This is a genomic window from Pseudomonas sp. RG1, assembly GCF_025910115.1.
GTDB classification, from domain to species: Bacteria; Pseudomonadota; Gammaproteobacteria; order Pseudomonadales; family Pseudomonadaceae; genus Aquipseudomonas; species Aquipseudomonas atacamensis.
The window spans coordinates 1-24,850 of the sequence record NZ_JAPCIK010000034.1; the positions used below are offsets into that span (position 1 = coordinate 1).

Here is a 24,850-nt window from a genome sequence, read left to right on the forward strand (position 1 = left end):
AAGGGCGCAAATTTAATTATGTGGGGTGACTGACACACCGCTTTCGCGAGCAGGCTCGCTCCCACAGGGAATGCACTTCGAACTAGAATTTTTTGTGGACCCTGACATGACCATTCGCTGCAATTCCTACTACACCGCCACCCTTAACCAGGACACCGACTACCCGACCCTGCAAGGTCGGCACAAGGTCGATGTGGTGATCATCGGCGGCGGTTTCACTGGCGTCGCCACTGCCGTCGAACTGGCGGAAAAAGGCCTGAAAGTCGCCATCGTCGAAAGCCACAAGATCGGGTGGGGCGCCACCGGGCGCAATGGCGGGCAAGTCACCGGCAGCCTGTCCGGCGACGGCGCGATGCGCAAGCAGATGCGCGCGAAACTGGGCGATGACGTGGACGATTTCATCTGGCATCTGCGCTGGCGCGGGCATGAAATCATCCGCCAGCGCGTCGAGAAATATGCGATCCAGTGCGACCTCAAACACGGCCATTTGCACGCGGCGTACAAGCCGAGTCACATGGTCGATCTGCGCAAGGATTACGACGAAGCCGTGCGCCGAGGTCTGGGCGATGAGGTGAGCCTGCTCGACCGCAGCCAGGTTCGCGACCTGCTGCAAAGCGAGCTCTACCACGGCGCCATCAAGAACACCCGCAACATGCACCTGCACCCGCTCAACCTGTGCATTGGCGAAGCACGCGCAGCCGAAAGCCTGGGCGCGCTGATCTTCGAAAACAGTGAAGTGCTGGAGATCATCCACGGCGACACACCTGGCGTGCGCACCGCTCACGGTCAGATCGACGCCAATCAAGTGATGCTCGCCGGCGATGTCTATCACAAGCTCGAACCGGGTCAGCTCAAGGGCAAGATCTTCCCGGCCATGGGCGGCATCGTCACCACCGCGCCGCTCGGTGATCTGGCGAAACAGATCAACCCCGAAGACCTCGCCGTGTACGACTGCCGCTTCGTCCTCGATTACTACCGGCTCACCGCCGACGGCCGTTTGCTGTTCGGCGGGGGCGCCAACTACAGCGGCAAGGATTCGCGCGACATCGCTGCGGAACTGCGCCCGTGCATCGAGCGCACGTTCCCGGCGCTAAAAGGCGTGCCGATCGATTACCAGTGGAGCTGCGCGATGGGCATCGTCATCAACCGCATCCCGCAACTGGGCAAGCTCTCGGACAACGTCTGGTATTGCCAGGGCTACTCGGGACATGGCATCGCCACCACGCACATCATGGGCGAAATCATGAGCCGGGCAATCACCGGGCAAATGGAGCAATTCGACACCTTCGCCGCGTGCCAGCACATTCGCGTGCCAATGGGCGACCTGCTGGGCAACCCGTTGCTGGCGGCGGGGATGTGGTATTACCAGATGCTTGAGCGGTTGCGCTGAATTCACTGGCCCTATCGCGAGCAGGCTCGCTCCCACATTGGATTTGTGCACGACACAACACTCTGTGGGAGCGAGCCTGCTCGCGAAGAGGCCCTCAAACCCCATACAAACTCAATCCGGCAACTGCTCCACGACAATCCCCAACCGCCGATAATCCTCGACATTCCCTGACCCGGGATGCCGCTCGGTAATCAACCTATGCAGGCGCGTACACGGCGCCACCACAAACGGCTCCACCGCGCCCAGCTTGTCCGCCGTGGTCACCGCAATCACCCGCGTTGCACTGTCGAGCATCGCCTGTTTGATCGGCACTTCATCGAAATGCAGCGAGGTGATGCCGACCTCGGGATGAATCGCACACACCCCGGTAATCGCCAGATCCGCCTTGATCCCCGCCAGCAGTCGCAGCGCTTCCTGACCACTGGCCGACATCGAATGCGGATTCAATTCACCACCCGCCAGAATCACTTTCACGCCTTTGTATTCGGACAAGGCAATCGCCGTCAGTGGGGAAGCGGTCACGGCAGTGATGCGGATGTCGGACGGTAATGCGCGGGCGACCTGCAACGTGGTCGAGCCGGAATCGAACAGCACAATCTGCCCGTCCTCGATGTGCTGCGCCGCCAATTGCGCCAGACGCACCTTGACCTCGTCGGTCTCATCCAGACGCGTGAAGTAATCCTTGCCCGAGTCCTTCGGTCGCGGCAGCGCCCCGCCATGCACCCGCTGCACCAGCCCGGCGCTGTCCAGCTCGGCGAGGTCGCGGCGGATGGTGTCTTCGGACACTGCGAAATGCTGGCTAAGCTCGGAGGCCATGACCTTGCCGTCACGTTCGAGAAGCAAAAGGATTTTCTGCCGACGCAGGGACGGCAATTCAGCGATGGAATGGTCGTGCATGGTTATGCCTGTTTGTGCTTGTAGTTGCAGGTTTCAGCGACACTAGCGAAAGTCTCAGGCAAATACAAACGCAACGGCCATCAATGCTTTCGATCATTGGAATCAACACGGCGAATTTTTTCTTTGCGCTGCGCCTGTTCACAATGGCCCCACTCTCAAAAGCTCAGGATGAACAGCCCATGAATCTCAACTTCGCCTTCGCCTGCATGATCGTCGTGTCGTTCGCGATTGCCTTGGGCCACGCCTGACCTGCACCAACAACGCCGGGGCAAAATGCAGCAGCACCATCCGGCTCAGATGATGCGTCAGGATAAACACCACATTCAGCCCGCCGCCAAACGCGACAATCGCAATCGTCTCGATCGCGCCCGGCATGTACGCCAGCCACAGCGACAGTGGATCACTGCCCAGCCAGCGCGCAGCTACCTCGGCAAACGCCGCTGCGACGACGATCATCAAGCCGACCGAAACCAGAGCGGTGCGCCCATGACGCGCCAGCTCTGCGATGCCCAGCCCCTGAAACCGTGAGCCGATACGCACGCCAAGAATCAGTGCGGCCAGGTTCAAACTCCACTCCGGCATGTGAAAGCCGTGCAGCCATCCCGACTTCACAAATACAGCGGTTATGAGAATTGCGGTAAGCATGAATGGTGCCGGGACGCCGACCAGCAACAACAGGCGGCCGAGCAATACGCTCAGCGCGATGACAGAGAACGCGGTCAGCGCCATGCCTGTGGTCAACGGATCGCTGGCGACTTCAGCCACCGCCGCTTGCCCGGGAATGAGCAAACTCACCAGCACGGTGATCAACAGCAGTCGCATCAGATGCACGATGATGACTTTGCTCGAAGCCTTTTCCGACTCAAGCAAATCGAACACTGCGGCCAACGCGCCGGGATACACCGCCAGCAGTGCATCGGTGCGGTTCCAACCGGCGCCGCGTGTCAGCCACCATCCGGCGAGTGCGATTTGTACGGTCAAGCAGATCAGCAACACGCCAAGGCTGGGCAACATCGTCGCGGCCGTTTCACTGTCCCATGCTTCGAACATCAGCCCGGTGGCGATGCCCAGCGTGACCTGGATGTAGCCCAGTCCATAAGGAGTTGCCGGAGCAATGCCGGTTTTGCTGGCAAACAACGCAGTAACGACAATCGAGCCCAACAGCAAGCCGTGAGGCACGCCTTCAAACTGCAACAACGCGCCGAAACCAGCCGCAACCAACAAGCACACAATGGATTTCATAGTTCGCCTTCCTGGCTATTTTGTGAGACACCACCATTCCCTGGTAGGAGCTGCCGAAGGCTGCGATCTTTTGGGACGCAGAGCGTCCCCGGCTGCATTCCCACGCAGAGCGTGGGAACGATCAGATCGCAGCCTTCGGCAGCTCCTACAGGGGGATTGGCATTTCTATGCGCGAAGGCGTGCAATCGCCCGCCGATATTTCTCGATCCGCTCCAGATCCTCCCAACTCGGCGAGGCAATCCGCGAGATATCGCTGTTCTCTTCCAGATCCGCCAGCTTCACCACCCGGCCGATCGGGTTTTGCGCGGCGCGGTCGACAAAATCCTCGTAGGACTCGCCCGGCACTTTGGTCACCGCTGCAATCGCCGCCAGCACCTCTTCGCTGAAACCTTCCCCGCGCAGATCATCCAGGCTCACCCCGCAATCCTCGACCACATCGTGCATCACAGCGACGATGCGCTCCTCCAGCGTATTCATGCGCAACATGACTTTCAGCGGATGCAAAATGTACGGCGCCCCGCCCTTGTCCACCTGCCCGGTGTGGGCCGTGGCGGCAATGGCGATAGCGCGTTCGAGGGTTTGGGCCATGGGAATCGAATCCTGCGCTGAATGTTTCTGATTGTTGCGCAGTGTACGCGAAGATCGCTCAGCGCAAACCGATTGAACCTTGCCCGCCCTCGCCGCCTCGAAACCAGACAAGCGCCAAATCACCGATCAGACGCGGCGCCATTGGAGAGGAATTGCCGATGAAAACCCGACTGCTGCTCCTGATCGCCACGTTCGCCATCATCCCCACCTGCGTCATGGCCGAAGGCTGCGACGTGCAGACCCGCTCCTCCAGCGCCTCGGTGCCCGCCGTGGAAACCCACAGCTGCTACGAATACGAAGGCATGCCCGTGGACTCCATCAACTGGTCCTGCAGCAACGAAAGCAAGGACACCCTCAACGCCACCAAGAAAAAAGTCGATCGCTGCGACGACCACTACCAGGCCACCTGCACCGCCCGCCTCACCCAGGAATCCTTGGCCAACCCGCACTCGACCAGCAAAGACAAAAGCGCCAAACCGCTGAACATGCCCAACAACGCCAAAGTCACCACGTATTACTACGACGGCGAGCACCTGGCGCAGGCAAAGATTGATTGTGAAAACAGTGGCGGCAACTGGAAGGCTAAATAGCTTCAGTAACCAGTGATTGCCTGATAAAAAGCCCGGCTAGATGCCGGGCTTTCGGCTTCTGAATCCACTATCAGCCCTCACCGGCACCGCTGCTGGTGCCGCTGTCGTTCGATTGCTTCGAACCACTGGGCTTGGAGCCCGCAGGGGTCGAGCCGTCGTTGTTGGTGGTGTTGCCTTGTGTACCTTTCGGCACGGTGGCACCGTTGGAATGAATGTCTTCCGGCGCACTCGGATTAGTTTGGCTATTGCCGTCGTTAGCAGTGGGTGACGGGGTGTCGCCGGCGGCTGTTGCGTAGAGCGAGGTGGCGGATAACAGCGTGGCCAGGGTCAGAGCTGCGAGGTTGGATTTGCGCATGTTGGCGGTTCCTTTGCGGGGGTGAGTTATGCATTGGAAGCGCGTGCGCGGGGAAAATGCGGGAGGGCTGACGAATGGCAGAAACAAATAACCCGGCACCTCGTAAAGATGCCGGGTCAACAAAAAAATAATGCGTTATCCGATCAGAAATTCGCCGGCGTATTCGCACTAATAATCTCCGCCTCATCCGCGCCGATATTCCGGAACTTATGCGGCAACGTCGTCGGAAAGTAATAACCATCCCCCGCACTCAGCACACTCACCTGCCCGTCCACGGTCAGCTCCACCGTGCCGCGCGTGACCAGTCCGCACTCTTCGCCTTCGGCATGCACGATCGGCTCTTCGCCGGAGCTGGCGCCGGGGGCGTATTGTTCGCGGAGCAGGCGCATCTGGCGGCTGGGGACGGAAGCGCCGATGAGCAGCAGGCGCAGGCCGTGGCGGCCGAGGTCGGGTTGTTCGTTGGCGCGGAACACGTATTGGTGTTCGCGCGGGGGCTGGTCGAAGGTGAAGAAGTCGGCCAGGGACATCGGTATGCCTTCGAGCAGCTTTTTCAGCGAGCTGACGGAGGGGCTGACGCGGTTCTGTTCGATCAGCGAGATGGTCGCGTTGGTCACGCCGCTACGCCGGGCGAGCTCGCGCTGGGAGAGTTTGTAGCTTTCGCGTACTAGTTTGAGTCGAGAACCCGTATCCATGACAGCCTTATGTAAAAGCGACTTAAGGGCGATGGGGGTGGGTGGCGGGTGACGCGCAGGTCGCGCGGATCACGTTGCTCCCGTGTCCCGGAACCGTGAAAGGCGGCTATTAAATCACGTTTGCCGGTGTTGCTCAGCAGGTTCGATGGATGGTGCGGCAAAAGTCCTGTTGGCCTTGGCAATACAGTCACTGTGGGAGCGAGCCTGCTCGCGAAAGCGTAGTGTCTGGCGAATCGATGTCGCCTGATATGGCCTCTTCGCGAGCAGGCTCGCTCCCACAGTGGACATCAGTGGTTTTGCATAAGTGAAAAACCGGCGGGGTCTTTCGGACCGCCGCCGGTGAGGTAAGTCAGACGCCGAAGCGGTCGCGCAGGGAGTAGTAGACGGCGCCGAGTGCGGTAAGCGGTGCGGAGAAGGTGCGGCCGCCGAGCATCGGCATGTGCGGCAGCGAGGCGAAGGCGTTGAAGCGTTCGGCGTCGCCGCGAATCATTTCCGAGATCAGTTTGCCGGCCAGGTGCGAGCAGGTGACGCCGTGGCCGCTGTAGCCCTGCATGTAGTAGGCGTTTTTTTCGATGCGGCCGAATTGCGGCATGCGCGACATGGTCAGCAGGAAATTGCCGGTCCAGCGGTAGTCGATTTTCACGTCCTTGAGCTGCGGAAAGGTCTTGAGGATCTTCGGCCGGATCAATTGTTCGATATCGTCCGGTTCCCGCGCACCGTAGACCACACCACCACCGTAAAGCAGGCGGTTGTCAGCGGTCAGGCGGTAGTAATCCAGCAGGTAGTTGCAATCTTCCACGCAATAGTTGTTGGTGATCAGACTGCGCGCCTGCTGCTCGGTCAGCGGTTCGGTGACGACGATCTGCGAGCCGCACGGCATGCTTTTCGCGGTGACGCGGTTGTCGAGACCTTGCGGCAGATAAGCATTGCCGGCGATCAGCAGGTATTTGGCGCGGACCAGGCCTTTGGCGGTGCGCACGGTGATCGGCTCGCCGTAGGTGATTTCCACCGCCGCTGATTGCTCGTAGATCTTGCCGCCCAAACGCACGATGGCAGCGGCCTCCCCTAGCGCCAGATTTAGCGGATGAACGTGGCCACCCTGCATGTCCAGCAAGCCGCCAACGTAGGCGTCGGAGCCGACTTCGCGACGAATATCCGCTGCATCGAGCATCTTCAGATTGCGGTTGCCGTAGCGTTCCCAGTTGCGCTTCTGCTCGGCCAGGCCGTTGAGCTGTTTCTTGTTCATCGCTGCGAAAATACCGCCCGGGCGGTAGTCGCACTTGATGTCGTAATCCTTGATGCGCGAACGAATGATATCGGCGCCTTCGAAGATCATGCTGCCGAGGATTTCTGCAGTCTTGTCGCCGTAGCGCTCTTCGATGACATCGACGTCGCGGCTGTAGGAGTTGACCAGTTGCCCGCCATTGCGACCGCTGGCGCCGTAGCCGACTTTCGCCGCTTCCAGCACGGTGACTTTGTAGCCGGCTTCGCTGAGGAACAGCGCCGAGGACAGACCGGTATAACCGGCGCCGATGATGCAGACGTCGCAATCCAGCGCTTCTTCGAGAATCGGGAAGTCGATGACTTCGTTGCGGGTGGCGGCGTAGTAGCTGTTTACGTGTTGCTGTTTCATAGGTTTCTCCGAAGGCCGCCAATCAGGGGCGACCGCCGCTGTAAAAGAATCAGAGCTTGATCCAGGTCGCTTTCAGTTCGGTGTACTTGTCGAACGCATGCAGCGATTTGTCGCGGCCATTGCCCGATTGTTTGAAGCCACCGAATGGCGCGGTCATGTCGCCGCCGTCGTACTGGTTGACCCAGACGCTGCCGGCGCGCAGGCCGCGGGCGAAGGTGTGCGCCTTGCTCAGGTTGCTGGTCCACACCCCGGCGGCGAGGCCGAAGATGCTGTCGTTGGCGATTTGCAGGGCTTCTTCGGCAGTGTCGAAGGTGATCAGCGACAGCACCGGGCCGAAGATTTCTTCTTGGGCGATAGTCATCGCATTGGTCACGCCGTCGAAAATCGCTGGCTGCACGTAGAGGCCGCCGGTTTCTTCGAGGGTGCGTTGGCCGCCGGCAATCAACTCGGCGCCCTGCTCGCGGCCGATGCTGATGTAGCGCAGCACGTTGTCCAGTTGGCGCTGGTCGACCACGGCGCCGACGGTGGTCGCCGGATCCAGTGCGTGCCCCGGTTTCCACGCTTGCAGCGCTTCCACCAGCAGCGGAATGAACTGCTCGCGAATCGAGCGCTCGACCAGCAGACGCGAGCCGGCAGTGCAGACTTCGCCCTGGTTGAAGGCGATGGCACTGGCCGCCGCTTGGGCTGCCGCGCGCAGGTCCGGGGCGTCAGCAAATACCACGTTCGGGCTCTTGCCGCCGGCCTCGAGCCAGACGCGTTTCATGTTGCTCTGCCCGGCATAGATCATCAGCTGCTTGGCGATCGCCGTGGAGCCGGTGAAGGCCAGCACGTCGACGTCCATGTGCAACGCCAATGCCTTGCCGACGGTGTGGCCGTAGCCCGGCAGCACGTTGAACACGCCCTTCGGAATACCCGCCTCCAGCGCCAGTTGCGCGATGCGGATGGCGGTCAGCGGTGATTTTTCCGAAGGCTTGAGGATGAACGAGTTTCCCGCCGCCAGCGCCGGGGCAAACTTCCAACTGGCCATGATCAGCGGGAAATTCCACGGCACGATGGCGGCGACCACACCGGACGGCTCACGGGTGACGAGGCCGAGTTGGTCGTGCGGCGTGGCAGCGACTTCGTCGTAGATCTTGTCGATGGCCTCGGCGCTCCAGCGGATCGCGTTGGCGGTCGCCGGGATGTCGATGTTCATCGAATCGCTGATCGGTTTGCCCATATCGAGGGTTTCCAGCAGCGCCAGTTCTTCCTGGTGCTGCAGGATCAGATCGGCGAAGCGGATAAGAACGCGCTTACGCTCGGCCGGGGCTTTTTTCGCCCAGATGCCGGAGTTGAACGACTGGCGCGCGGCTTCGACGGCCAGGTTGGCGTCGGCTTCATCGGTGCTGGCGACGGCGGCAAGAAAGCGGCCATCGACCGGGCTCAGGCATTCGAAGGTGTCGCCGCTGATCGCCGGGCGATATTCACCGTCGATGAAGGCGCGGGATTCGATGGACAGGGACTGGAAGCGTTGTTCCCAGTCGTTGCGGGTTGTGGTCATTGTTTTGAGCTCGACAAGGGGGAATTTGGGGGTTGGTCTGGTTGCTTTGTCTGGCCGGGAATCGCTGCCCTCACCCTAGCCCTCTCCCAGAGGGAGAGGGGACCGATCGGGGGATGCCTGGTAACTGCGCCGACCTGAAAAATTTTTGCCGAATCCATCATCGACTGGATCGTTCAGGTCGCCGGATATCTCCAGACGACGCGGTCAGTCCCCTCTCCCTCCGGGAGAGGGTTAGGGTGAGGGGCTTTTGATCTTCAGACCGTATGCAGATACCAGTTGTACTCAAGGTCTGAGATCGAGTTCTCGAACTCGGCCAGCTCGCTTTCCTTGCACGCGACGAACACGTCGATGTACATCGGGTCGATGTAGCGGGCCATGACTTCGCTGTCGTCGAGCTCGCGCAACGCGTCGCGCAGGTTGTTCGGCAGGCTCTGCTCGTTCTGCTCGTAGCTGTTGCCTTCGACCGGCGCGCCGGGCTCGATCTGGTTGGTCAGGCCGTGGTGAATGCCGGCCAGCACCGACGCCATCAGCAGGTACGGGTTGGCATCGGCACCGGCGACGCGGTGTTCGATGCGCACGGCATCCGCTGAACCGGTCGGCACGCGCACGGCCACGGTGCGGTTGTCGATGCCCCAGCTCGGCGAGTTCGGCACATAGAATTGCGCGCCGAAGCGGCGGTACGAGTTGACGTTCGGGCAGAGGAACGCCATTTGCGCCGGCAGGGTCTCGAGCACACCGCCGATCGCGTGACGCAATGCGGCGTTCTGCTCGGGATCCTCGCTGGCGAAGATGTTGTTGCCTTCTTTGTCCAGAATCGAAATGTGCACGTGCAAACCATTGCCGGCCTGACCCGGATAAGGCTTGGCCATGAAAGTCGTGTCCATCTCGTGGTCGTAGGCGATGTTCTTCACCAGACGCTTGAGCAGGACCGCGTAATCGCAGGCCTTGATCGGGTCGGAGACGTGATGCAGGTTGACTTCGAACTGCGCCGGGGCGCTTTCCTTGACGATCGCATCAGCGGGAATGCCCTGCTCTTTCGCGCCTTCGAGGATGTCTTGCAGGCAGTCAACGTATTCGTCGAGATCGTCGATCAGGTAAACCTGGGTCGACACCGGACGCTTGCCGGATACCGGTGAGCGTGGCGACTGCGGACGGCCATTCACGTTGTCCTGGTCGATCAGATAGAACTCGAGTTCGAACGCCGCGCAGATGGTCAGGCCGAGGTCGTCGAATTTGCGCACAACGTTGGCCAGCACTTCACGCGGGTCGGCGAAGAACGGCTGGCCTTCGATCTCGTGCATGGTCATCAGCAGTTGTGCGGTCGGGCGTTTTTGCCACGGCTCGATGCTCAGGGTGCCGGGAATCGGGTAGCAGATGCGATCGGCATCGCCAATATCCAGGCCCAGACCGGTGCTTTCCACCGTCGAGCCGTTGATATCCAGCGCGAACAGCGACGCCGGCAGGTTGATGCCTTTTTCGTACACCTTATGAAGACTGGTGCGTTCGATGCGCTTGCCGCGCACCACACCGTTCATATCCGCAATCAGAAGGTCGACGTACAAAACCTCAGGATATTTCTTAAGGAATGCGTTGGCTTCGTTGAGTTGAACGGTACGCAGAGGGACCGACATGATGCACCTATTTAGCTGTTAATTATTATGTTCACCACTGTGTTGCGCAGCCAGTCAATCCGAAAGGCAAAGTGAAGTCAATAGCGAACACCCTGCCCTGCAGCCTTTATTTTTCGGGCTTTTCTTAACACTCTCGTGCCATATCCGTCGCTAAACCCCGGTAAACCTGAGCGATTTGATGAACGGCGTTTAGAATTTTTTACATGGCAGTTGTTAATTAAAATCAACGAGGCTAAGCTCCGGAAAAGCTCGTTCAAGTGACAGACTTCGAGGTGAATAAAAATGGCATTCAAGCCATTGATCGGCGTTACTGCGTGCGTCAAACAGATTGGCCTGCACCCCTATCACATCAGCGGCGACAAGTACGTACGTGCTGTCAGCGTTGGCGCTGAAGGGTTGCCAGTGGTCATTCCTTCCCTCGGCAACCTGACTGAAATCGAAGACCTGCTCGGTCAGCTCGACGGTCTGTTGCTCACCGGCTCTCCCTCGAACGTGGAGCCCTTCCACTATCAAGGCCCGGCCAGCGCCCCCGGCACGGATCACGATCCGGCTCGCGACGCGACCACCCTTCCTTTATTGCGTGCAGCCATCGCGGCGGGCGTTCCGGTGCTCGGCATCTGCCGTGGCTTCCAGGAAATGAACGTGGCCTTCGGCGGCAGCCTGCATCAAAAGGTGCACGAGCTGCCCGGCATGCTCGACCACCGTGAATCCGACAGCCCGGATGTGGCCGTGCAATACGCACCAGCCCATGCGGTCAGCGTGATCGCTGGCGGCGTGTTCGAAGCGCTGGAGCTGCCCGACGAATTTCAGGTCAATTCGATTCACAGCCAAGGCATCGACCGCCTCGCTCCCGGCCTGCGTGCTGAAGCCGTGGCACCGGACGGTTTGATCGAAGCGATCTCGGTCGAGCACAGCCCGACCTTCGCCCTCGGCATGCAATGGCACCCGGAATGGCAAGTGCTGGACAACCCGAACTACCTGAAGATTTTCCAGGCGTTCGGCGCAGCGTGCCGGCAACGGGCGGCGAAGCGCAGTCAGCGCTGACGCAATCCCAAACCAGATAACGATTTACTGCCCCCACGCCTGGCGGGTGTGCGTTTGCACATCCGCCAGGCGTGAACTGCAACACCCGTGATAACAACAAGTACGACCCAGGCAGCCAGGACGGCGGCGCCGAACAAGCCGGATCGGTACGGACAAAGGCCACTCAGGTCAACGCATATCCCCTGTGGGAGCGAGCCTGCTCGCGAAAGCGGTGTATCAGCAAACGATGATGTCGACTGACACTCCGTATTCGCGAGCAGGCTCGCTCCCACAGGTTCTGCGCCAGCTGACAGGCATTCCGGACCGTTCCGCAATCCACTTAAGCCCGGCCACATTGGCCAAGCACACGACACCTGTTGGGAGTTTCACATGGCAAACGCCTCCAGCACTTACCGCAAGGCACTCGAAGGTCAGCAGCAACCGAAAAAGGTGCTGGTGAAAGTCGATCGTGTCACCAAGAAGTTCGACGAAACCGTGGCCGTGGACGATGTGTCCCTGGAGATCCATCAGGGCGAAATCTTCGCGCTGCTGGGCGGTTCCGGTTCGGGCAAATCGACTCTGCTGCGCATGCTCGCCGGTTTCGAGCGGCCGACCGAGGGGCGGATTCTGCTCGATGGCGTGGACATCACCGACATGCCCCCATACGAGCGGCCGATCAACATGATGTTCCAGTCCTACGCGCTGTTCCCGCACATGACCGTGGCACAGAACATCGCCTTCGGCCTCAAACAGGACCGTTTGCCGGCCAGCGAAATCGATGCCCGCGTCGAAGAAATGCTGCGTCTGGTGCACATGACCCAATACGCCAAGCGCCGCCCGCACCAGTTGTCCGGCGGCCAGCGGCAGCGCGTCGCCCTCGCCCGCTCGTTGGCCAAACGGCCGAAACTGTTGCTGCTCGACGAGCCGATGGGCGCGCTGGACAAAAAGCTGCGTTCGCAGATGCAGCTGGAGCTGGTGGAAATCATCGAGCGCGTCGGCGTGACCTGCGTGATGGTGACCCACGACCAGGAAGAAGCCATGACCATGGCCCAGCGCATCGCGATCATGCACCTGGGCTGGATCGCGCAGATCGGCAGCCCGGTGGACATTTATGAAGCGCCGGTCAGCCGCATGGTCTGCGAATTCATCGGTAACGTGAACGCTTTCGACGGCACTGTGGTGGAAGATCTGGAAGGCCACGCAATCATTCACAGCCCCGACTTGCAGCAGAAGATCTACGTCGGTCACGGCGTCAGCACGTCGGTGCAGGACAAGTCGATCACCTACGCCATCCGCCCGGAAAAAATGCTCGTCAGCACCACCCAACCGGAGTTCCGCTACAACTGGTCCGAAGGCAAGGTCCACGACATCGCTTACCTCGGCGGCCACTCTGTGTTTTACGTCGAGCTGCCCGGCGGCAAGATCGTCCAGTCGTTCATGGCCAACGCCGAACGCCGTGGCGCGCGGCCGACCTGGGACGACAAGGTCTACGTCTGGTGGGAAGATGACAGCGGCGTGGTGCTGCGCTCATGAGAACTTTCAATCAGCAATTCTTGCGCCTGGTGCCCAGCGGACGAAAACTGGTGATCGGCATTCCGTTCATCTGGCTGTTCCTGTTCTTCATGCTGCCGTTCTTTCTGGTGATGAAGATCAGCTTCTCGGAAGCCGCGCTGTCGATCCCGCCCTACTCGGAGATCTACACCTTCGCCGAACAGAAATTCCAGCTGTTGCTGAACATCGGCAACTACACCCTGCTCGGCGAAGACGAACTGTACCTGTCGGCGTATCTCGGCTCGCTGAAGGTCGCGGCACTGAGCACGCTGATGTGCCTGGTGATCGGTTTCCCGATGGCCTACGCGATCACCAAGACCGGCAAGGAAACGCAAAACGTCCTGCTGCTGTTGATCATGATGCCGACCTGGACGGCGATCCTGATCCGCGTGTATGCGTGGATGGGCATCCTCAGCAACAACGGTCTGCTCAACGGGTTCCTGATGTGGACCGGGCTCACCGATCACCCGATCGAGATCCTCAACACCAACACTGCGGTGTACATCGGCGTGGTCTATGCCTATCTGCCGTTCATGGTCCTGCCGCTCTACGCCAACCTGGTCAAGCACGACAACAGCCTGCTGGAAGCCGCGCAGGATCTGGGTTCGAGCAACTTCAACAACTTTTGGAAAATCACCGTGCCGCTGGCCAAGAACGGCATCATTGCCGGCTGCATGCTGGTGTTCATTCCGGTGGTCGGCGAGTTCGTGATTCCAGAACTGCTAGGTGGCCCGGAGACGCTGATGATCGGTCGCGTGCTGTGGCAGGAGTTCTTCAATAACCGCGACTGGCCGGTGGCTTCTGCGCTGGCGGTGGTGATGCTGTTGATCCTGATTGTGCCGATTCTGCTGTTCAACCGCAGCCAGGCCAAAGAGATGGAGGCACGGGGATGAAACGCTTCAACTTTTCCAAATTCATGCTGATCTTTGGCTTGATGTTCATTTATCTGCCGATGCTGATCCTGGTGATCTACTCGTTCAACGCCTCGAAACTGGTGACGGTTTGGGGCGGCTGGTCGATCAAGTGGTACGTCGGCCTGCTCGACAACACGCAACTGATGGGCTCGGTGCTGCGCTCGCTGGAAATCGCCTGCTACACCGCGATTGCCGCTGTGGCACTGGGTACGCTGGCGGCGTTCGTGCTGACGCGGGTGACGCGCTTCAAGGGGCGCACGCTGTTTGGTGGCCTGGTCACCGCGCCGTTGGTGATGCCGGAAGTGATCACCGGCCTGTCGCTGTTGCTGCTGTTCGTGGCAATGGCGCAACTGATCGGCTGGCCGCAGGAGCGCGGCATTGTCACCATCTGGATCGCCCACACCACCTTTTGTGCCGCTTATGTGGCGGTGGTAGTCTCCGCGCGCCTGCGGGAGCTGGATCTGTCGATCGAAGAAGCGGCGATGGACCTCGGCGCCAAACCATTCAAAGTGTTTTTCCTCATCACCATTCCCATGATCGCGCCGTCGCTGGCCGCCGGCGGAATGATGTCGTTTGCCTTGTCGCTGGACGATCTGGTGCTGGCGAGTTTTGTCTCCGGGCCGGGCTCGACGACGCTGCCGATGGAAGTGTTCTCGGCGGTGCGTCTGGGTGTGAAGCCTGAGATCAACGCCGTGGCCAGCCTGATTCTGCTGGCAGTGTCGCTGGTGACTTTCCTCGTCTGGTACTTCGGCCGCAAGGCAGAGGCCAACCGCAAACGGGCGATTCAGGAAGCGATGGATCAGACCGCAAACGAGTCGTGGCAACAGCCGGCAGCGGCGACTGCCTGAGCAACACCGATGGACAACTGTGGCGAGGGGATTTATCCCCGTTGGGCTGCGAAGCGGCCCCTCCAGTTCTACCTGAAAACTCCGTATTCAGGTTTTGCGACTGCTTCGCAGCCGAGCGGGGATAAATCCCCTCGCCACAAGGTTCAAGTGCACCGAGCTTTTGTTTTGTTGAATAAGAAGAAGGGAGTTGTACCGATGAAAATGTTTGGCAGGACTCTGCTGACACTGTCCTTAATGGGCGCGATGGTCATGGGCGCCCAGGCCAACGACAAGGTGCTGCGTGTTTACAACTGGTCCGATTACATCGCGCCGGACACCGTGAAAAAGTTCGAAGACGAGACCGGCATCCGCGTGACCTATGACGTCTTCGACAGCAACGAAACCCTTGAGGCGCGTTTGCTCGCGGGCAAATCCGGCTATGACATCGTCGTGCCGTCGAACAGTTTTCTGGCCAAGCAGATCAAGGCCGGTGTCTACCAGCCGCTGGACAAGTCGAAGCTGCCGAACTGGAAGAATCTCAACCCGGTATTGCTGAAAAACGCTTCCGCCAGTGATCCGGACAACGCGCATGCGTTCCCGTACATGTGGGGCTCGATCGGCATCGGTTTCAACCCGGCGAAGGTCAAGGAAGTACTCGGCGCCAACGCCCCGACCAACTCCTGGGACTTGCTGTTCAAACCGGAGAACGCGGAAAAGCTCAAAGCCTGCGGCATCAGTTTCCTCGATTCGCCGACCGAAATGCTCCCGGCCGCCCTGCACTATCTGGGCTATCCGGTGAACGACAAGGACAAGGCGCACATCGCCGAAGCCGAAGCGCTGTTCATGAAAATCCGTCCTTACGTGGCGTACTTCCACTCCTCGAAGTACATCTCCGATCTGGCCAACGGCAACATCTGCGTGGCGGTCGGTTACTCCGGCGACGTCCTGCAGGCCAAGGCCCGCGCGGTGGAATCGGGCAACAACGTGGTGATCGACTACAGCATTCCCAAGGAAGGCGCCGGCAGTTTCTACGACATGGTCGCCATCCCCCGTGATGCGGCGAACGTCGACAACGCCTACCTGTTCATGGACTTCCTGATGCGCCCGGACATCATTGCCGAAGTCACCAACAGCATCGGCTACAGCAACGCCAACGCAGCGGCCACGCCATTGGTGGACGAAGCGATCCGCAACGAACCGGGCTCGTATCCGTCGCAAGCGGTGATGGCGACGTTGTATGCAGTGCCGGATCAGCCGATTGCCACGCAGCGGATCATGACCCGTGGCTGGACGCGGGTGAAGCTCGGTAAATAAAAACACCGATGATCAAAAATGTGGGAGCGAGCCTGCTCGCGAAGGCGCCGTGTCAGGCGATTGAGATGCCGAATGTGCCGACGCTTTCGCGAGCAGGCTCGCTCCCACAATGAAGCAATGCAGTGCTGAAAATTTTCCGTTCACGCAGCGCCTTACCACCGCTGCACCCTGCTCTGAACGGCCTCACCCGGCTCCCTCGGCTCGGGTGAATTTGCAGGCGCCTTCGGGCGCCTTTTTTTGTCCGTTCAGATCAGCGGCCAGTCCTGCAAAACCCGATAGCGACCCTTGTGCGATTCGAACAGAGCGAAGCGTTCAGCACGCAGAAAGAACTCCGGCGGCGTGCGCGATTCCGGCTCCGGCGCGCGGTACTCCCGCGCCAGTGTCAGGTGCGGGCGGAACTCGTGGGTGGGCTCGTCAAAACCGAACGGCAGCATCGCCTGCTCCAACGCATAGACCAGGCGCAACAACGCCGGCGGCGCCTGCTCGGGTGCAAGGGACAACACACCGGGGCGATGCCAGACCTGCAAGCGATCCAGCGCAACCCGCAACGCCTCGCCAGGAACACGTACGCCGCCGGCGGCTTCGCAGACGCCATGGATTTGCGCCAACGGCACCGCACCGAGGAACAGCAGAGTCAGATGAAAGTTATCCGCCGGCACCGGTTTGCCGCTGCGCAGGCCCAGCTCCGCGCGCCACTGGGCGATCGCCTTGCGCTGCGCTGGCGGGCAGTCCAAAGCGAAAAACAGCCGTTTCGACGGTTCATCCCTGCGCACTTCATCCATCATCGCCCTGCCCCCTTTATCGTCATGATCGAGCCGATTCTACACAGCCTGTTCTGACGACTCGCGACAGGAAGCTATAGTTCAAGGATTGCCATCAACCGGAGGCTGCCATGCGCGAGATCCTCAGCAAAGAACCCTGGTGGGCCCGGCCACCACATCCCGGACAGGACGAAAGCGAACTGGAATGGGGCTGGCTGGTGCATTACAGCGAAGGCGAACCGCGCTTCGAATTCGTTCGCGAGAGGCCCAGCGACGAGCAGATTCGCAACCGCAAAAGTTGCCGCGTCACTCCCTCGGCCGAGTGAATAGACCCTGTGAGCACTAATCCTGTGGGAGCGAGCAAGCTCGCTCCCACAGGGTCATGCATTGATCAGTGGGGTTGGGTGTCGCCGGCGGCGGTGTCGATGCTGACAACCACTGACATCCCCGGCCGCAAGCGTTCTTCTTCCTGCTGGTCGGGATCGATGGTGATGCGCACCGGCACGCGCTGGGCGATCTTGACGAAGTTGCCGGTGGCGTTGTCGGCCTGCAGCAAGGCAAATTCCGAGCCGGTGCCCGGCGAAATATGCTGCACATGGCCGGTGAATCTGCGGTGGTTCAAGGCGTCGACGGTAAAGCGTACCGGTTGCCCGACCCGCACGTTGGCCATCTGGGTTTCCTTCATGTTGGCGATTACCCACTTCTGGTCCGGGACCAACGCCATCAACTGCGCGCCGGAGTTGACGTAGGCCCCCAGGCGCACGCCGATCTGCCCGAGCTGGCCGTCGCGCGGGGCGACAATCCGTGTGTTCGACAGATCGATCCGCGCCAGTTGCACCGCCGCTTCGGCACTGGCCACGGCGGCCTCCAGCGAGCCGCGATTGACGATCACTGTTTGCAGATCCTGCCGGGCGATTTCCAGATTGGCCTTGGCCTGCGCCACAGAAGCCGTGCTCTGCGCGTTGGCAGCAAGGGTCACGTCGAACTCGCGTTTGGACACCGAGCCGTCGCGCACCAGTTCCTGATTACGCCGCAGATCGGCCTCGCTCTTGCGCAACTGCGCCTGGCTGTCGGCGAGCACCGCCTGGCGCAATTTGATCGTCGCTTCAGCGCTGTTGCGCTGCTGCACGACGTTGGCCAATCCGGCTTTCTGCACCGCCAGTTGTGCCAGGGACTGGTCGAGGCGTTGCTGATAAATGCGGTCGTCCAGACGCACCAGCAGGTCCCCGGCCTTGACGTACTGGAAGTCCTGCACCGGCACCTCGAACACATAGCCGCTGAGCTGCGGCCCGATGATCGTCACCTGCCCGCGAATCAAGGCGTTTTCGGTGGTTTCGACCGCACTGCTGAACGGCGGCAGTTGCCACGCATACAACACGATCAACACGCCGACGATGGCGATTGCGGCAAAGCCCAGTGAAGAAATGATCCGCACCCGCAGCGAACGCGGCGCAGTGTTGGGTGATGACGGCGGCGCCTCCCCTTCAGGTGTGGCGGCGATGGCGTTGGTGGTTGTGGTGGTCGGTTCGGTCATGAAGAAGTGGCACCGCTGGGTGGTACGGAAGGTGTCGGCTCAATGGCTTTGGTGGTGCTCATCAGCCACAACGCGCGAATCGAAAGCCAGATCATGGTCAGGACGGCAATGACCGCGATCAGCATGAAGACATCGTTATAGGCCAGCACGTTCGCTTCGCGTGTCGCCGCATTGGCGAGGCTGCGAATGCCGGCCAGATTGCGCAGGCTCGGGTCGGCGAGCAAACCGCCGAAGGCCGAGCCGCCGCTCTGCACCCGCGCGGCCACCAACGGATCGGACATCACCAGGTGATCGACGATGTGGCTGGAATGGTACTTCTCCCGCACGATCTGAAAAGTGCCGAGCAACGCCGCGCCGAGCAGTCCGCCGAGGTTATTGCAGATCCCGAACAGCACGGAAAAACTCACCAGGTTGCGCGGATTGGTCAGCACGTTGCGCGTGCCGAAGACCATGGTCGGGCCGAGAAAAAACGTGCTGCCGAATGCCAGCAGGAACTGGCTGAAATACATGTTGGCGGGACGGGTCAGGTTATTCGAGAAGCTGTCCATCACCGAACCGGTGGCCATCAGCGCCAAGGAAATGATCAACGGCATCAGCAGGTGTTTGGGGTCGATAGTCAGTGCGCTGGTGGCAAGCCCGGCGATGCTACCGATCAGCATCACCACGTACAGACTGTGCAACTGCTCATAGCCCATGTTGAGGTTCTGCATGAACCCCACGGCGCCGGTGGATTGCTCCGAGGTGACCATGCGGATCAGAGTCACCGCCAGCGCCAGGCGGATCATCGTTCCGCTGCCCAGCCAGCGGGTCATCAGCATCGGGTTGCTGCGGTTATGCTCGATGGCCAGGCCCATGATGATCAGCGCGATCGAACAGGCCAGCGCCACGCCGATCCAGTCTGCCGCCAGCCACCAGTCGATCCGCCCCAGCGACAACACCGCGCACAACAACGCTACACCCGTGGCGAGGATGGCGAAGGTGAGGAAATCGAGTTTTTCAAAGGTTTTGAAGCGGTCACCGGGCGGCAGCTTCAGCAGCAAGACACAGCCGAGTGACAGCAGGGCCATGCCCAATTCGAACAAGTACAAACCGCGCCATTCGGCGATCTGCAACAGGTCTTCGGAAAACAGCCGCGCCAGCGGTAACGCCAATTGCGACGTGCCGAGGCCGAGCACCAACGCTTTGAGCCGCCACTTCGCCGGGAACGCCTGGACCATGTAATACAGACCCAGCGAGCTCAGCGCCGCACCGACCATACCGTGGGCAGCCCGCACCGCCACTGCCGAGTTCAAATCGTTGACGAACAAATGGCCGAAGGTCACTAGGGCATACAGCACCAGAAACACCTCGGTGAACGCGCGCAAGCCGAACTGCTGGCGAAACTTCACCAGCAGCAGGTTCATCGATACGTTGGTCATCACATACGCCGCCGGCAGCCAGGCCATCTCCGCCGTGGTCGCGCCGAGCGAGCCTTGCAGGTAAGGCAGGTTGGCAACCACCAGCGAGTTGCCCAACCCACCAGTCACCGCCACCAGCACGCCAACCGCCGCGTACGCCAGGCGCTTGGGCGTGGAATGTAACGGGGTCGACGGGGAACCGGGCAGGCTGGGCTTTTCGTGGGGTTGCCAGTTGCGCGGGGCGTATTTATCCATGAATCGGCCTGGTGCTGGGGGTGAGGGAAGTTTGCCGCAATTTGACGGGCAATACACGACTCGACAGACACCAAGGAACCCTGTGGGAGCGAGCCTGCTCGCGAAAGCGCTGTGTCAGTCGACAACTTCATTGAATGAAAGTCCGCATTCGCGAGCAGGCTCGCTCCCACATGGGTTCGGCGTCGCATGGGAGGTCATCGCATAACTTCCAGTTGACAATCCCCGTAAATCTGGGAAATATCCGCATCGATGTTGTACGACGACGTATGACAAATAATAAAAACAACAAACGATCCAGGGAGCGTCCCAGTGAGCCCACTCGCCCGCAATTCCGTCCGCCCTTCACGTTTTGCCCATTTCAAATCGCGTTCGACCCTGAGCCTGATCGGTTGCAGCAGCCTCGCTCTGGCCTTGCCCATGAGCGCCGATGCCGAAGGCTTTCTTGAGGACAGCAAAGCCACGCTGAACCTGCGCAACGCCTACTTCAACCGCAACTTCGTCAACCCCGCCTATCCGCAGGGCAAGGCTGAAGAGTGGACGCAGAGCTTCATTCTCGACGCCAAATCCGGCTTCACCCAAGGCACGGTCGGCTTCGGCCTCGACATCCTTGGCATGTACTCGCAGAAGCTCGATGGCGGCAAAGGCACGGGCGGCACGCAACTATTGCCGATCCATGATGACGGCCGCCCGGCCGACAACTTCGGCCGCCTCGGCGTGGCGCTGAAAGCCAAAGTCTCGAAGACCGAACTGAAAGTCGGTGAATGGATGCCGGTGCTGCCGATCCTGCGCTCCGACGACGGCCGCTCCCTGCCGCAGACCTTTCGCGGCGGGCAGATCACGTCCACCGAGATCAACGGCCTGACCGTCTACGGCGGCCAGTTCCGTGGCAACAGCCCGCGCAACGACGCGAGCATGGAAGACATGTCGATGAACGGCCGCGGTGCGTTCACCTCCGATCGCTTCAACTTCGGCGGCGGCGAATACAGCTTCAACGAAAAGCGCACGATGGTCGGCGTGTGGTACGCCGAGCTCACCGACATCTACCAGCAGCAGTATTTCAACCTCAGCCACAGCCAGCCGCTGGGCGACTGGACGCTGGGCGCCAACCTCGGTTTCTTCACCGGCAAGGAAGACGGCAGCGCTCAGGCGGGCGACCTCGACAACAAGACCGCGTTCGCCCTGCTCTCGGCCAAGTACGGTGGCAACACCTTCTACGTCGGCCTGCAGAAACTCACCGGCGACGATGCCTGGATGCGCGTCAACGGCACCAGCGGCGGCACCCTGGCCAACGACAGCTACAACGCCAGTTATGACAACGCCAAAGAGCGCTCCTGGCAGGTGCGTCACGACTACAACTTCGTTGCGCTGGGCGTGCCTGGCCTGACCCTGATGAACCGCTACATCAGCGGCGATAACGTGCACACCGCCACCACCAATGACGGCAAGGAATGGGGCCGCGAATCGGAGCTGGCCTACACCGTGCAGAGCGGCCCGCTGAAGAACCTCAACGTGAAATGGCGCAACGCGACCATTCGCCGGGACTTCAGCACCAACGAATTTGACGAGAACCGGATTTTTATCAGCTATCCGATTTCGTTGTTGTAACGGTTGGCGGTTTGCCCTGTGGGAGCGAGCCTGCTCGCGAAAGCGCCGGACCAGTCGATTTGTTCTGACTGGCACACCGCATTCGCGAGCAGGCTCGCTCCCACAAGGGGATTGCATTGCAAGGCAGGTATCGGGTCTTGAGAAAATGAATCGCCCCTTCCGTCATCTACACCAAAAGTCGCGTTGACAAGATCCGGAAACCCTATCGATACTTCAGCGCAGTCATACGACAACCTACAACAAACCTAATAACAATGTGTTCAGGGATTGCCATGACGTCTACCTCTACCCCCCGCGCTCCTTTCAACCGCCTGCTGCTGACCGGTGCCGCCGGCGGCCTGGGCAAAGTGTTGCGCGAACGCCTGCGCCCTTACGCCAATGTGCTGCGCCTGTCCGACATCGCCGCCCTCGCCCCGGCCGTCGATGACCACGAAGAAGTCGTGCTCTGCGACCTCGCCGACAAGCAAGCCGTGCATCAACTGGTCGAAGGGGTCGATGCGATCCTGCATTTCGGCGGCGTTTCGGTCGAGCGTCCGTTCGAAGAAATCCTCGGTGCCAACATCAGCGGCGTGTTCCACATTTACGAAGCGGCGCGCAAGCACGGTGTGAAGCGGGTGATCTTCGCCAGCTCCAACCACGTCATCGGTTTCTACAAACAGGACCAACAGCTCGACGCCACCTCGGCGCGTCGTCCCGATGGTTACTACGGTCTGTCCAAGTCCTACGGCGAAGACATGGCCAGTTTCTACTTCGATCGCTACGGCATCGAAACCGTCAGCATCCGCATCGGCTCCTCGTTCCCCGAACCGCAGAACCGCCGGATGATGCACACCTGGCTGAGCTTCGACGATCTCACGCAACTGCTGGAACGCTCGCTGTACACACCGAACGTCGGCCACACCGTGGTCTACGGCATGTCCGCCAACAAAGACGTCTGGTGGGACAACCGCTACGCCAGCCACCTCGGTTTCGAAGCCAAGGACACCTCGGAAGTGTTCCGCGACAAGGTCGAAGCGCAACCGATGCCAGCCGACGATGATCCGGCGCGGATCTACCAAGGCGGCGCCTTCGTCGCAGCAGGCCCGTTCGGCGAGTGACCGTTCGACTTGATCCCCTTTAATAAAAACCATGGGAATGAGTATGCAAGCCGAATTGATCGTCGACGCCCGCAACGCGGTCGGTGAAAGCCCGGTCTGGGTGCCGCAGGAAAACGCCCTGTACTGGGTCGACATTCCCAACGGCGGGCTGCAACGCTGGAGCGCTGACACTGGCCATGTTGCCTCGTGGAAGGCCCCGGAAATGCTCGCCTGCATCACCCGCCACCGCAGTGGTGGCTGGGTCGCTGGCATGGAAAGCGGCTTCTTTCGCCTGCACCCGCACAGCGACGGCAGCCTCGACAGCGAATTGCTCGCGACTGTCGAGCACAGCCGCGCCGACATGCGCCTCAACGACGGTCGCTGCGATCGCCAAGGGCGTTTCTGGGCGGGCAGCATGGTGCTGAACATGGGACTGAACGCGCCTGAAGGCCGGCTCTATCGCTACAGCGCCGGGCAGACGGGCGTGATCGAAGCGCAGCTGGATGGCTTCATCGTGCCCAACGGCCTCGGTTTCAGCCCTGACGGCAAAACCATGTATCTGTCGGATTCGCACCCCGATGTGCAACTGATCTGGGCCTTCGATTACGACATCGAGACCGGCACGCCATCGAATCGCCGAATCTTCGTCGACATGAATCATTTCCCCGGCCGCCCCGATGGCGCCGCCGTGGATGCCGAAGGCTGCTACTGGATCTGCGCCAACGACGCCGGCCTGATCCACCGCTTCGCCCCGGACGGCCGACTGGATTTCTCGCTGGAAGTACCGGTGAAGAAACCGACCATGTGCGCCTTCGGCGGCAGCAACCTGGACACCTTGTTTGTCGCCTCGATTCGCCCCGGCGATGACCACGACCCGCAATCGCTGGCCGGCGGCGTGTTCGCCCTGAAGCCAGGTGTCAAAGGCCTCGCCGAACCGCAATTCAACGATTTGCTTTAGACCCTCTGCTGGACCGCTGCGCCTTGAACACAAAAATAACAAGACTGGAGACTCACCCCCATGAACTTCAAACGCACCTTGCTCGCCGCTGCACTCCCGCTGATGTTCACCTTCGCTGGTGCCGCTCAGGCACTGGAACTTAAAGTCGCCGACATCCACCCCAAGGGTTATCCCACCGTGGAAGCCGAAGAAAGCATGGGCAAGACCCTGACCAAGGAAACCAACGGCGAGCTGACCTTCAAGTACTTCCCAGGCGGTGTACTCGGTTCGGAAAAGGAAGTTATCGAGCAGATGCAATTCGGCGCGATACAGATGTCTCGCGTCAGCCTGGGTATCGTCGGCCCTGTGGTGCCGGATGTGAACGTGTTCAACATGCCGTTCATTTTCCGCGACCAGCAACATATGCGTAACGTCATCGATGGCCCGGTGGGCGATGAGATTCTCGACAAGATCACCAACTCCGAATTCAAATTGGTGGCCCTGGCGTGGATGGACGGCGGTACACGCAACATCTACACCAAAAAACCGGTGCGCAAGCTCGAAGACCTCAAGGGCATGAAAATTCGCGTGCAAGGCAACCCGATGTTCATCGACATGATGAACGCCATGGGTGCCAACGGTATCGCCATGGACACCGGCGAAATCTTCAGCGCCCTGCAGACCGGCGTGATCGACGGCGCGGAAAACAACCCGCCGACCCTGCTCGAACACAACCACTTCCAGAACGCCAAGTTCTACAGCCTGACCGGTCACCTGATCCTGCCGGAGCCGATCGTGATGTCGAAAATCACATGGGAAAAACTCACTCCGGATCAACAGCAACTGGTGAAAAAAGCCGCCAAGGCTGCCCAGGCTGAAGAGCGCGTACTGTGGGACAAGAAGTCCGCCGCCAGTGAAGAAAAACTCAAGGCCGCCGGCGTCGAGTTCATCACCGTTGACAAGAAACCTTTCTACGAAGCTACCGCCTCGGTTCGCGAGAAATACGGCGCGCCTTATGCCGATCTGATCAAAAAGATCGAAGCCGTTCAGTAACGCCTCCCGCTCCGTACTCATGAAAAAGGCCCGGCGCGCCAGCGG

General features: G+C 60.4%; 23 protein-coding genes. 12 read left to right on the forward strand and 11 right to left on the reverse strand.

What is annotated here, in order from left to right; genetic code table 11:
* Positions 1 to 106: 106 nt before the first annotated feature.
* A complete protein-coding gene (locus OK411_RS17510; RefSeq protein WP_264365445.1) occupies positions 107 to 1,390 on the forward strand; it encodes an NAD(P)/FAD-dependent oxidoreductase in 1,284 nt (427 codons plus the stop codon).
* 111 nt (positions 1,391 to 1,501) lie between these two features.
* On the opposite strand, the gene OK411_RS17515 is transcribed toward OK411_RS17510, so the two are convergent.
* The 3 genes from OK411_RS17515 to OK411_RS17525 form a co-directional block, all read right to left on the reverse strand.
* Positions 1,502 to 2,287: a DeoR/GlpR family DNA-binding transcription regulator gene (locus tag OK411_RS17515; RefSeq protein ID WP_150635003.1), complete on the reverse strand. Its 786-nt coding sequence runs from the start codon at positions 2,285 to 2,287 to the stop codon at positions 1,502 to 1,504.
* 186 nt (positions 2,288 to 2,473) lie between these two features.
* Positions 2,474 to 3,529 carry an AbrB family transcriptional regulator gene (locus OK411_RS17520; RefSeq protein ID WP_264365446.1) on the reverse strand — a complete coding sequence of 352 codons (1,056 nt, stop codon included), beginning with the start codon at positions 3,527 to 3,529 and terminating at the stop codon, positions 2,474 to 2,476.
* A 165-nt stretch (positions 3,530 to 3,694) separates the two neighbouring features.
* Positions 3,695 to 4,117 (reverse strand): HD domain-containing protein, encoded by a 423-nt coding sequence (locus tag OK411_RS17525; protein ID WP_264365447.1) that lies wholly within the window; start codon positions 4,115 to 4,117, stop codon positions 3,695 to 3,697.
* 158 nt (positions 4,118 to 4,275) lie between these two features.
* Here OK411_RS17525 and OK411_RS17530 point away from each other — a divergent pair, with 158 nt between their 5' ends.
* The gene (locus tag OK411_RS17530; RefSeq protein ID WP_264365448.1) at positions 4,276 to 4,707 is read left to right on the forward strand and encodes a hypothetical protein; all 432 of its coding nucleotides are present in this window, start codon (positions 4,276 to 4,278) and stop codon (positions 4,705 to 4,707) included.
* A gap of 70 nt (positions 4,708 to 4,777) precedes the next feature.
* Here OK411_RS17530 and OK411_RS17535 read toward each other — a convergent pair whose 3' ends face one another.
* From OK411_RS17535 to OK411_RS17555, 5 genes are all read right to left on the reverse strand, one after another.
* Complete coding sequence (locus OK411_RS17535) at positions 4,778 to 5,062, reverse strand: hypothetical protein (protein WP_264365449.1); 285 nt, start codon at positions 5,060 to 5,062, stop codon at positions 4,778 to 4,780.
* Positions 5,063 to 5,205: 143 nt separating this feature from the next.
* Complete coding sequence (locus OK411_RS17540; RefSeq protein ID WP_011333561.1) at positions 5,206 to 5,754, reverse strand: cupin domain-containing protein; 549 nt, start codon at positions 5,752 to 5,754, stop codon at positions 5,206 to 5,208.
* Positions 5,755 to 6,103: 349 nt separating this feature from the next.
* A complete protein-coding gene (locus tag OK411_RS17545) occupies positions 6,104 to 7,387 on the reverse strand; it encodes an NAD(P)/FAD-dependent oxidoreductase (RefSeq protein ID WP_024013330.1) in 1,284 nt (427 codons plus the stop codon).
* Positions 7,388 to 7,436: 49 nt separating this feature from the next.
* Positions 7,437 to 8,927 (reverse strand): aldehyde dehydrogenase, encoded by a 1,491-nt coding sequence (locus OK411_RS17550; protein ID WP_110600952.1) that lies wholly within the window; start codon positions 8,925 to 8,927, stop codon positions 7,437 to 7,439.
* Between the two features lie 254 nt (positions 8,928 to 9,181).
* Positions 9,182 to 10,558, reverse strand: a complete 1,377-nt coding sequence (locus tag OK411_RS17555) for a glutamine synthetase family protein (RefSeq protein WP_007918694.1) — start codon at positions 10,556 to 10,558, stop codon at positions 9,182 to 9,184.
* A gap of 282 nt (positions 10,559 to 10,840) precedes the next feature.
* On the opposite strand from OK411_RS17555, the gene OK411_RS17560 reads away from it, so the two are divergent.
* The 5 genes from OK411_RS17560 to OK411_RS17580 all read left to right on the forward strand — a co-directional run bounded on the left by OK411_RS17560 (position 10,841) and on the right by OK411_RS17580 (position 16,187).
* On the forward strand, positions 10,841 to 11,602 hold the full coding sequence (locus tag OK411_RS17560) for a gamma-glutamyl-gamma-aminobutyrate hydrolase family protein (protein ID WP_264365450.1): 762 nt from the start codon (positions 10,841 to 10,843) through the stop codon (positions 11,600 to 11,602).
* A gap of 369 nt (positions 11,603 to 11,971) precedes the next feature.
* Positions 11,972 to 13,114: a polyamine ABC transporter ATP-binding protein gene (gene potA / locus OK411_RS17565; protein ID WP_024013333.1), complete on the forward strand. Its 1,143-nt coding sequence runs from the start codon at positions 11,972 to 11,974 to the stop codon at positions 13,112 to 13,114.
* On the forward strand, positions 13,111 to 14,025 hold the full coding sequence (locus tag OK411_RS17570; RefSeq protein WP_024013334.1) for an ABC transporter permease subunit: 915 nt from the start codon (positions 13,111 to 13,113) through the stop codon (positions 14,023 to 14,025). Before potA ends, OK411_RS17570 begins: the two co-directional genes overlap by 4 nt.
* Positions 14,022 to 14,894, forward strand: coding sequence for an ABC transporter permease subunit (locus OK411_RS17575; protein ID WP_016775182.1), 873 nt, complete (start codon positions 14,022 to 14,024; stop codon positions 14,892 to 14,894). Before OK411_RS17570 ends, OK411_RS17575 begins: the two co-directional genes overlap by 4 nt.
* A 195-nt stretch (positions 14,895 to 15,089) precedes the next feature.
* Entirely contained in the window at positions 15,090 to 16,187 is a 1,098-nt protein-coding gene (locus OK411_RS17580) for a polyamine ABC transporter substrate-binding protein (protein WP_024013335.1), read from the forward strand.
* A 245-nt stretch (positions 16,188 to 16,432) separates the two neighbouring features.
* On the opposite strand, the gene thpR is transcribed toward OK411_RS17580, so the two are convergent.
* Positions 16,433 to 16,972: an RNA 2',3'-cyclic phosphodiesterase gene (gene thpR / locus OK411_RS17585; protein WP_217878462.1), complete on the reverse strand. Its 540-nt coding sequence runs from the start codon at positions 16,970 to 16,972 to the stop codon at positions 16,433 to 16,435.
* A 107-nt stretch (positions 16,973 to 17,079) separates the two neighbouring features.
* Here thpR and OK411_RS17590 point away from each other — a divergent pair, with 107 nt between their 5' ends.
* Complete coding sequence (locus OK411_RS17590; protein WP_110600946.1) at positions 17,080 to 17,274, forward strand: hypothetical protein; 195 nt, start codon at positions 17,080 to 17,082, stop codon at positions 17,272 to 17,274.
* Positions 17,275 to 17,339: 65 nt separating this feature from the next.
* Here the strand turns inward: OK411_RS17590 and OK411_RS17595 are convergent, their stop codons facing one another.
* Positions 17,340 to 18,482 (reverse strand): HlyD family secretion protein, encoded by a 1,143-nt coding sequence (locus OK411_RS17595; protein WP_110600944.1) that lies wholly within the window; start codon positions 18,480 to 18,482, stop codon positions 17,340 to 17,342.
* A complete protein-coding gene (locus tag OK411_RS17600; RefSeq protein ID WP_136493690.1) occupies positions 18,479 to 20,134 on the reverse strand; it encodes an MFS transporter in 1,656 nt (551 codons plus the stop codon). Before OK411_RS17600 ends, OK411_RS17595 begins: the two co-directional genes overlap by 4 nt.
* 309 nt (positions 20,135 to 20,443) lie before the next feature.
* Here OK411_RS17600 and OK411_RS17605 point away from each other — a divergent pair, with 309 nt between their 5' ends.
* From OK411_RS17605 to OK411_RS17620, 4 genes are all read left to right on the forward strand, one after another.
* Positions 20,444 to 21,739, forward strand: coding sequence for an OprD family porin (locus OK411_RS17605; RefSeq protein WP_217878463.1), 1,296 nt, complete (start codon positions 20,444 to 20,446; stop codon positions 21,737 to 21,739).
* Positions 21,740 to 22,011: 272 nt separating this feature from the next.
* Entirely contained in the window at positions 22,012 to 22,836 is an 825-nt protein-coding gene (locus OK411_RS17610; RefSeq protein ID WP_122751063.1) for an NAD-dependent epimerase/dehydratase family protein, read from the forward strand.
* 43 nt (positions 22,837 to 22,879) lie between these two features.
* On the forward strand, positions 22,880 to 23,773 hold the full coding sequence (locus OK411_RS17615; protein ID WP_264365451.1) for an SMP-30/gluconolactonase/LRE family protein: 894 nt from the start codon (positions 22,880 to 22,882) through the stop codon (positions 23,771 to 23,773).
* 60 nt (positions 23,774 to 23,833) lie between these two features.
* The gene (locus OK411_RS17620; protein WP_024013342.1) at positions 23,834 to 24,805 is read left to right on the forward strand and encodes a TRAP transporter substrate-binding protein; all 972 of its coding nucleotides are present in this window, start codon (positions 23,834 to 23,836) and stop codon (positions 24,803 to 24,805) included.
* Positions 24,806 to 24,850: the final 45 nt, after the last annotated feature.

Excerpts from the sequence above, each read along its gene's own strand:
- OK411_RS17510 (WP_264365445.1), top strand. The coding sequence starts at position 107 with ATGACCATTCGCTGCAATTCCTACTACACCGCCACCCTTAACCAGGAC.
- OK411_RS17515 (WP_150635003.1), bottom strand. The coding sequence starts at position 2,287 with ATGCACGACCATTCCATCGCTGAATTGCCGTCCCTGCGTCGGCAGAAA.
- OK411_RS17520 (WP_264365446.1), bottom strand. The coding sequence starts at position 3,529 with ATGAAATCCATTGTGTGCTTGTTGGTTGCGGCTGGTTTCGGCGCGTTG.
- OK411_RS17525 (WP_264365447.1), bottom strand. The coding sequence starts at position 4,117 with ATGGCCCAAACCCTCGAACGCGCTATCGCCATTGCCGCCACGGCCCAC.
- OK411_RS17530 (WP_264365448.1), top strand. The coding sequence starts at position 4,276 with ATGAAAACCCGACTGCTGCTCCTGATCGCCACGTTCGCCATCATCCCC.
- OK411_RS17535 (WP_264365449.1), bottom strand. The coding sequence starts at position 5,062 with ATGCGCAAATCCAACCTCGCAGCTCTGACCCTGGCCACGCTGTTATCC.
- OK411_RS17540 (WP_011333561.1), bottom strand. The coding sequence starts at position 5,754 with ATGGATACGGGTTCTCGACTCAAACTAGTACGCGAAAGCTACAAACTC.
- OK411_RS17545 (WP_024013330.1), bottom strand. The coding sequence starts at position 7,387 with ATGAAACAGCAACACGTAAACAGCTACTACGCCGCCACCCGCAACGAA.
- OK411_RS17550 (WP_110600952.1), bottom strand. The coding sequence starts at position 8,927 with ATGACCACAACCCGCAACGACTGGGAACAACGCTTCCAGTCCCTGTCC.
- OK411_RS17555 (WP_007918694.1), bottom strand. The coding sequence starts at position 10,558 with ATGTCGGTCCCTCTGCGTACCGTTCAACTCAACGAAGCCAACGCATTC.
- OK411_RS17560 (WP_264365450.1), top strand. The coding sequence starts at position 10,841 with ATGGCATTCAAGCCATTGATCGGCGTTACTGCGTGCGTCAAACAGATT.
- potA (WP_024013333.1), top strand. The coding sequence starts at position 11,972 with ATGGCAAACGCCTCCAGCACTTACCGCAAGGCACTCGAAGGTCAGCAG.
- OK411_RS17570 (WP_024013334.1), top strand. The coding sequence starts at position 13,111 with ATGAGAACTTTCAATCAGCAATTCTTGCGCCTGGTGCCCAGCGGACGA.
- OK411_RS17575 (WP_016775182.1), top strand. The coding sequence starts at position 14,022 with ATGAAACGCTTCAACTTTTCCAAATTCATGCTGATCTTTGGCTTGATG.
- OK411_RS17580 (WP_024013335.1), top strand. The coding sequence starts at position 15,090 with ATGAAAATGTTTGGCAGGACTCTGCTGACACTGTCCTTAATGGGCGCG.
- thpR (WP_217878462.1), bottom strand. The coding sequence starts at position 16,972 with ATGATGGATGAAGTGCGCAGGGATGAACCGTCGAAACGGCTGTTTTTC.
- OK411_RS17590 (WP_110600946.1), top strand. The coding sequence starts at position 17,080 with ATGCGCGAGATCCTCAGCAAAGAACCCTGGTGGGCCCGGCCACCACAT.
- OK411_RS17595 (WP_110600944.1), bottom strand. The coding sequence starts at position 18,482 with ATGACCGAACCGACCACCACAACCACCAACGCCATCGCCGCCACACCT.
- OK411_RS17600 (WP_136493690.1), bottom strand. The coding sequence starts at position 20,134 with ATGGATAAATACGCCCCGCGCAACTGGCAACCCCACGAAAAGCCCAGC.
- OK411_RS17610 (WP_122751063.1), top strand. The coding sequence starts at position 22,012 with ATGACGTCTACCTCTACCCCCCGCGCTCCTTTCAACCGCCTGCTGCTG.
- OK411_RS17615 (WP_264365451.1), top strand. The coding sequence starts at position 22,880 with ATGCAAGCCGAATTGATCGTCGACGCCCGCAACGCGGTCGGTGAAAGC.
- OK411_RS17620 (WP_024013342.1), top strand. The coding sequence starts at position 23,834 with ATGAACTTCAAACGCACCTTGCTCGCCGCTGCACTCCCGCTGATGTTC.